This window comes from Aeromonas sp. s11 (assembly GCF_040907945.1).
GTDB classification, from domain to species: Bacteria; Pseudomonadota; Gammaproteobacteria; order Enterobacterales; family Aeromonadaceae; genus Aeromonas; species Aeromonas veronii.
Genome location: NZ_JBFOCU010000042.1, coordinates 1 through 5,425 on the forward strand (window position 1 = coordinate 1; position 5,425 = coordinate 5,425).

Here is a 5,425-nt window from a genome sequence, read left to right on the forward strand (position 1 = left end):
CAGGGCAAGATCGCGAACGTTTTTTAAGCAGGGCACGAGGATTTGACCGACCGAACAGGGTGTGATCTTATACTCTCTTTTACGGGAGTTTCGTCATGAACCATCAAGCGGCATTTACCCAATTCTTCTCCGAACTTGAAGACCCTCGTCAGACAACCAAAATCGCGTACCCCTTCTTCGATGTGGTTTTTCTCACCGTCTGTGCTGCTATTGGTGGAGCTCAAGGTTGGGAAGATATCGAGCTTTTCGGCGAGGCACATCTGGAATGGTTTCAGCGTAATGGATTGTTTCATAACGGATTACCTGTTCACGACACCATAGCCAGGATCATCTCCCGTATTCAACCGGAGCAATTCCAGAACGCCTTCGTCCGCTGGATGCAAGCAACATCAGAACGTACCGATGGTGAGCTGATTGCCATTGACGGCAAGACCTTACGCAGCTCTTACGACCGAGACAGTCGTCAGTCTACCATTCATATGGTCAGTGCCTTTGCCGCTGAGAATCGTCTGGTGCTCGGGCAAGTCAAAACAGATGAGAAATCTAACGAAATCACCGCCATTCCTGAATTACTGGCACTCCTCGATATAAAAGGCTGCCTGGTATCCATCGATGCCATGGGCTGCCAGACTGGAATAGCCTCAACCATAGTCAAGGGCGGTGGCGACTACTTGCTGGCGGTAAAAGGTAACCAGCCCACACTGCATAATGCAGTACGCGCAGCTCTGGCCGAGTCGACCAAGAAGCCGCTGAGTGAAGAAACGCTCAGTGTCGAGAAAGAGCACGGTCGCATCGATGGCCGCGAGTACCATGTGTTACCAGCCGGAGCACTATCAGAGCAATTTCCAGAGTGGAAATCGCTGAAGACTGTCGGTGTCGCAATATCCTATCGAATTGAAAATATGGAAAAATTTTCGATGGAGTATCGCTACTACATCAGCTCGGCTGAACTGACACCAGAGCAGTTTGCTTCAGCGGTACGAGGGCACTGGGCAATTGAAAATAGCCTGCACTGGGTTCTGGATGTCGTGATGAATGAGGATGCCTGCCAGATATATCGAGGTGATGCCCCTCAAATATTGGCCTGTGCACGACACATGGCGCAAAACATGCTGCGAGCCGAAACCAGCCGTAAGGCAAGCTTGCGGAAGAAGCAGCAATTTGCGGGCATGAGCAGCCCATATCTGGAAAAGGTATTGGATTCAGGGCTGGCTGAATTGAAGTCAATTTAACAATATGTTCACGCTCTCGCCCTGCTTGAGTATCTTATAAAAAAGGTTGCTCTTTTAGAGAATGAATTGGCCAGATTAAATAGTTTGAATGATGCATACAAACAGCGTTTCATAGTATGGCAATATAATGCTTACATGCATGGTGTCAGAATGACATCAATTGATAACTTCCCAACAGATAGTGCCGATCTAAAAAAATTACAGGATATGCTTGGAAAGCCGCTTATAGAAGTTAAACGCCGAACAGGAGGTCAATGATGGGGAGCTGTGCGGAGAAAGCCAAGGAGTTCGTCAGGACGTTTGAGCTATGGACGGCAACACAAACTGACGAGAGCTACCGGCAGATAATTCACAGAGGCAATCTCAGCCGAGGTGAAATCGCCAAGGCCATTGGCTGTGGCCGCTCTGCCTTGGCCCAGAATCCTGAGCTGCGCAGACAATTACAACAATTAGAGGACGGTTTAAGAACACAAGGGGTGCTGCCACCGTTAACCGCTCAGGCCAAAGCCAGTTCCGATAACCCTAAGACTTATGACCCTACGGCTCATCGACGCCAACTCGATGCGAAACGTGTATCGACATTGGAGCAGGAAAACATTGAGCTGAAAGCGCAACTCAAAGAACTAAAAACCAAACTTGAGCGCTTTGGTGAGCTATCTGAGACATTGGCTGAAATGGGGATCTTGCCACGATGATCCAATCCCTGCATTCCGAGCAAATTCGTGTCACCAGTATCCCATATAGCTCATCCGGCTACGTGATCTTCTCTGGTATCCCACTCCATGGCGACACCAGCCAGATTAGGGACGGCAAATACTATGTGACCATTAAGGCGCGGCCTGACACCCTTCCGGCACAACCGTCACAGGGCCAGCAATGGACAGTCCATGGAAAGCCCCTCATTGAGAGGGTTGAGGTTGGTGACGTTGTTATGCGGCAACACACCTATGAATCACCTGAGCACGTAATATGCACCCTGCCAGAGACAGGTGAGCAGCTGATCCAGTTCATTGCCAAGGAGCCTGATTTCAAGGGAATTGGCCTCGGTAAAGCCAGGGCGTTATGGCAACTACTCGGTGAGCAATTTCACACCACCCTGCGCACCGACACACCAGAGTCCAGAGAGCGCCTCAAGGGTATTCTGAGTGATGTATCTATTAATGCCCTGTTCAACGGCTATGCAAAATACAAAAATCTGAGCCACTGCAATTGGATGGCAGAGTGTCGGATCCCCTCGTCCATTCAGCAGCGCCTATTGAAGTTCCATGGCGAAGGATCCGTTGAAGCAATCAAAGATAATCCCTACTTGTTGGTCGGCTTCGGAATGGAGTTTGAAGAAGTGGATACCCTTTCTCAAACGAAGTTTGAGGTAGAACTAAAAGATCCGAAGAGACTGAGTGCCGCCCTAGAGTTCGCCATCCACGCGGAAGTGGAAAAAGGCCACACCTACACCACGCAGGCCAGGCTTCGCCCCCTGCTGACCAAATTGCTTGGTGACGGCGAGTTGGCAGCACAAGCATTCAAGGCCGGTTACCACCAAGCCCAGTATGTGCTGAACCATGAAGCAGGCACCTATCACCCTACCGCACAATTGCTGATGGAGACTGTTGTTGCCAAGCGGCTGTTGAAACTTGCTAAACAGCAAAATCGTTACGACGAGTCCACCAATGCTGCGTTTCTCGCTGCGGTTAATGAGCTGCCCTATGAATTGACCGCGATGCAAAATGAAGCGGTGCTCACCGCGCTAGACAATGCGGTGAGTTGCATCACGGGGGGCGCAGGAACTGGCAAAACCACAGTGCTCAGAACTGCACTGCGGGCCTATGGCAAAATGGGCTTTGAGGTGCATGCTGTCGCCCTGTCTGGACGCGCTGCAATGCGCCTACATGAGTCGATAGGCTTTAAGACTATGACTATTGCCGCCTTATTGCGGCACGAGCCCATAGAGCCATCTGATGGGTCTCCCAATCATCTGTTAGTGATCGATGAAGCATCCATGATCGACCTGCCCACCATGTATCGGCTCACCAACCATCTGCACCCCGCCGTGCGGATCATATTCACGGGTGACCCAAACCAGCTACCTCCGATAGGATGTGGCAAGGTGCTAGCCGATATCGTTGCATCACAGGCCATTGCGAACGTGACCCTGGACATCGTTAAACGCCAGAAGGGAGCCACAGGCATTCCTGAATACTCTATGCAGGTCAATCAAGGTCTCATACCGGAGCACTTGAGCATGGGTAACGTCTATTTCCACGAAACATCCAAAGAGAGGATCGCCCAAGTCTGTGCCGAGTTATATCAGCAATCCCCCGAGAACAGCCGAGTGGTAGGTGCGACCACCGCTATGGTGGCGGAGATCAATAATCTTATTCAGGAGGCCGTCAACCCTGATGGTGCTCGGATGATATTTGAGATGTATGGCGAAACCTACCGCCGCAACGATTTGCGCCAAGGAGATGTGATCCTCTTCACTCAGAACAATTACGAGAAAGGCATTCAAAATGGCTCGCTCGGAACGCTAACTCGCGCTGTCGGGGCTGGAGATGACTACGGAGTGGTTGAACTGGACACAGGCGAGAGCGTGTATGTCACCCAATCCCTGCTGGACTGTATGAGGCTGGGCTACTGCATCACACTCCATAAAGCTCAGGGTTCGCAGTTCCCACGCATCATCATCGCGCTGCAAAAGGGGAGGATCGTTGACAGGGCCTGGCTCTATACCGCAATAACCAGGGCCGAGCATGAGGTCCATATCGTGGGCAGCACAGCTGAGTTTGCAGCCATCACCAAAGCGCCCAGCAATGCCCATAACCGGAACAGCTATCTGCGTGATCTGTTGAAGAAATGAGAGGAGATTGATTCCCTTGGGGAGCGACTACGGGTACAAGCGGAGATAAGCGGTGCGTCAACGCGCAGCGTTGTCCACGGCTTATTCCGTGCTCTTGCGTAGCAAGATGTGCCCGTAGCTGAGCGATCGGAAGGGCTAGAACCTTAAAAATCAATACCTTACAAGGCCTTGACATAGTAAATAACTGATCCCAATAGTGCTACACCTTCGCTGTGCCATAGCCATTCCCCGGGAAAGGAGACACGGTATCCATGAAGTGTTTCACTCGGGCCAGCAGGTTTGCCATCCCTCTGCATTGATGATTGCGCGTGATGGTTTCATGTAACTTGTGCCATAGCCGTTCTATGTGATTAACCCAAGGGCTGTAAACTGGCTGGAACACCAGGCAGAACTTGGGATTCTTCTTCAACCATCGCTCGGTCTGTTTGCTTTTGTGAATGATGTAGTTATCGAGGATCAACGTGATGGTTTTGGCTCGTCGGTAGTGGTGGCGCAGCTTTTCCAGCATGGCAATAAACAGCGATGAGTTTTTCTTGATCCCGCTGACGTAAAGTACCCTTCCGTTGCCTGCGTGGAGAACGCCTGCCAGATAATGCTTGGCATTCTGCCCCGGTGTGACAACCCGCTTTTGCTGCGCTCTGAACATCCAGTCGGCTCCTAATTTGGGATTGAGGTCTATATCGACTTCATCCTCATAAAACACCGGATTATCGGCATCACAGCGGGCCAGCGCGGCGTCGATATTCGCCATTTTTTCCTGATAGGCTGGGTCTTTTATCCGCAAGGTCGGCACGGGCCTGCGCCAGACAATGCCCATACGAGGTAACCATCGGCGGAGCGTGGAGGCTGCCACATTGAGCCCTGTTAACCGATTGATTTTTATAGCCAATAGTTCAGTACACCAACGGCTGCGCTGATAACCAAAATCTTGCGGAGAAAACTGCATGAGCAGCACCAGTAAGGTGACAATCTTGGCGATAGGTAAGACTGGGGCACGGCCAGCCGGTAAGGCTTCTAGCGCATCTATGCCTTCATCTCGATACCACCGAAGCCAACGACCGATGGTCGAGCGCGCAGCGCCGGTAAGGTGATGAACATCGGTGATCGTGCGTCCTTCATGTAACAGCAAGATGGCCATCAAGCGACGAGCATGTCCTTTATCACGGGTGGCATGGATGATTTTGTGAATGCGGCGCCGTTGTGGTCGTGGCAGAGGTGGTAGGATAGGCATCAACTCAGTCCTTTGGGTGTGGCTTGTTTTGTTTAGCGACTAATCAGATCGCACAAACTGGACTGAGTTCCCTTCCTCCGGTGATCTACTATTCGGAACAGCTATTTA

4 protein-coding genes are annotated in these 5,425 nt (G+C 51.2%); 3 read left to right on the forward strand and 1 reads right to left on the reverse strand.

What is annotated here, in order from left to right:
- Window positions 1-95 precede the first annotated feature (95 nt).
- The 3 genes from AB5Y84_RS12230 (at window position 96) to AB5Y84_RS12240 (ending at window position 4,086) form a co-directional block, all read left to right on the forward strand.
- Window positions 96-1,232 carry an ISAs1 family transposase gene (locus AB5Y84_RS12230; RefSeq protein ID WP_024943479.1) on the forward strand — a complete coding sequence of 379 codons (1,137 nt, stop codon included), beginning with the start codon at window positions 96-98 and terminating at the stop codon, window positions 1,230-1,232.
- A 254-nt stretch (window positions 1,233-1,486) separates the two neighbouring features.
- Window positions 1,487-1,927, forward strand: coding sequence for a VPA1267 family protein (locus AB5Y84_RS12235; protein ID WP_017780892.1), 441 nt, complete (start codon window positions 1,487-1,489; stop codon window positions 1,925-1,927).
- Window positions 1,924-4,086, forward strand: a complete 2,163-nt coding sequence (locus AB5Y84_RS12240; protein ID WP_069785361.1) for an AAA family ATPase — start codon at window positions 1,924-1,926, stop codon at window positions 4,084-4,086. The genes AB5Y84_RS12235 and AB5Y84_RS12240 overlap by 4 nt, the downstream gene beginning before the upstream one ends.
- A gap of 199 nt (window positions 4,087-4,285) precedes the next feature.
- Here AB5Y84_RS12240 and AB5Y84_RS12245 read toward each other — a convergent pair whose 3' ends face one another.
- The gene (locus AB5Y84_RS12245; protein ID WP_001809438.1) at window positions 4,286-5,317 is read right to left on the reverse strand and encodes an IS630-like element ISAhy2 family transposase; all 1,032 of its coding nucleotides are present in this window, start codon (window positions 5,315-5,317) and stop codon (window positions 4,286-4,288) included.
- Between the last annotated feature and the right edge of the window lie 108 nt (window positions 5,318-5,425).

Coding starts and splice junctions, on each gene's coding strand:
- AB5Y84_RS12230 (WP_024943479.1), top strand. CDS start 96: ATGAACCATCAAGCGGCATTTACCCAATTCTTCTCCGAACTTGAAGAC.
- AB5Y84_RS12235 (WP_017780892.1), top strand. CDS start 1,487: ATGATGGGGAGCTGTGCGGAGAAAGCCAAGGAGTTCGTCAGGACGTTT.
- AB5Y84_RS12240 (WP_069785361.1), top strand. CDS start 1,924: ATGATCCAATCCCTGCATTCCGAGCAAATTCGTGTCACCAGTATCCCA.
- AB5Y84_RS12245 (WP_001809438.1), bottom strand. CDS start 5,317: ATGCCTATCCTACCACCTCTGCCACGACCACAACGGCGCCGCATTCAC.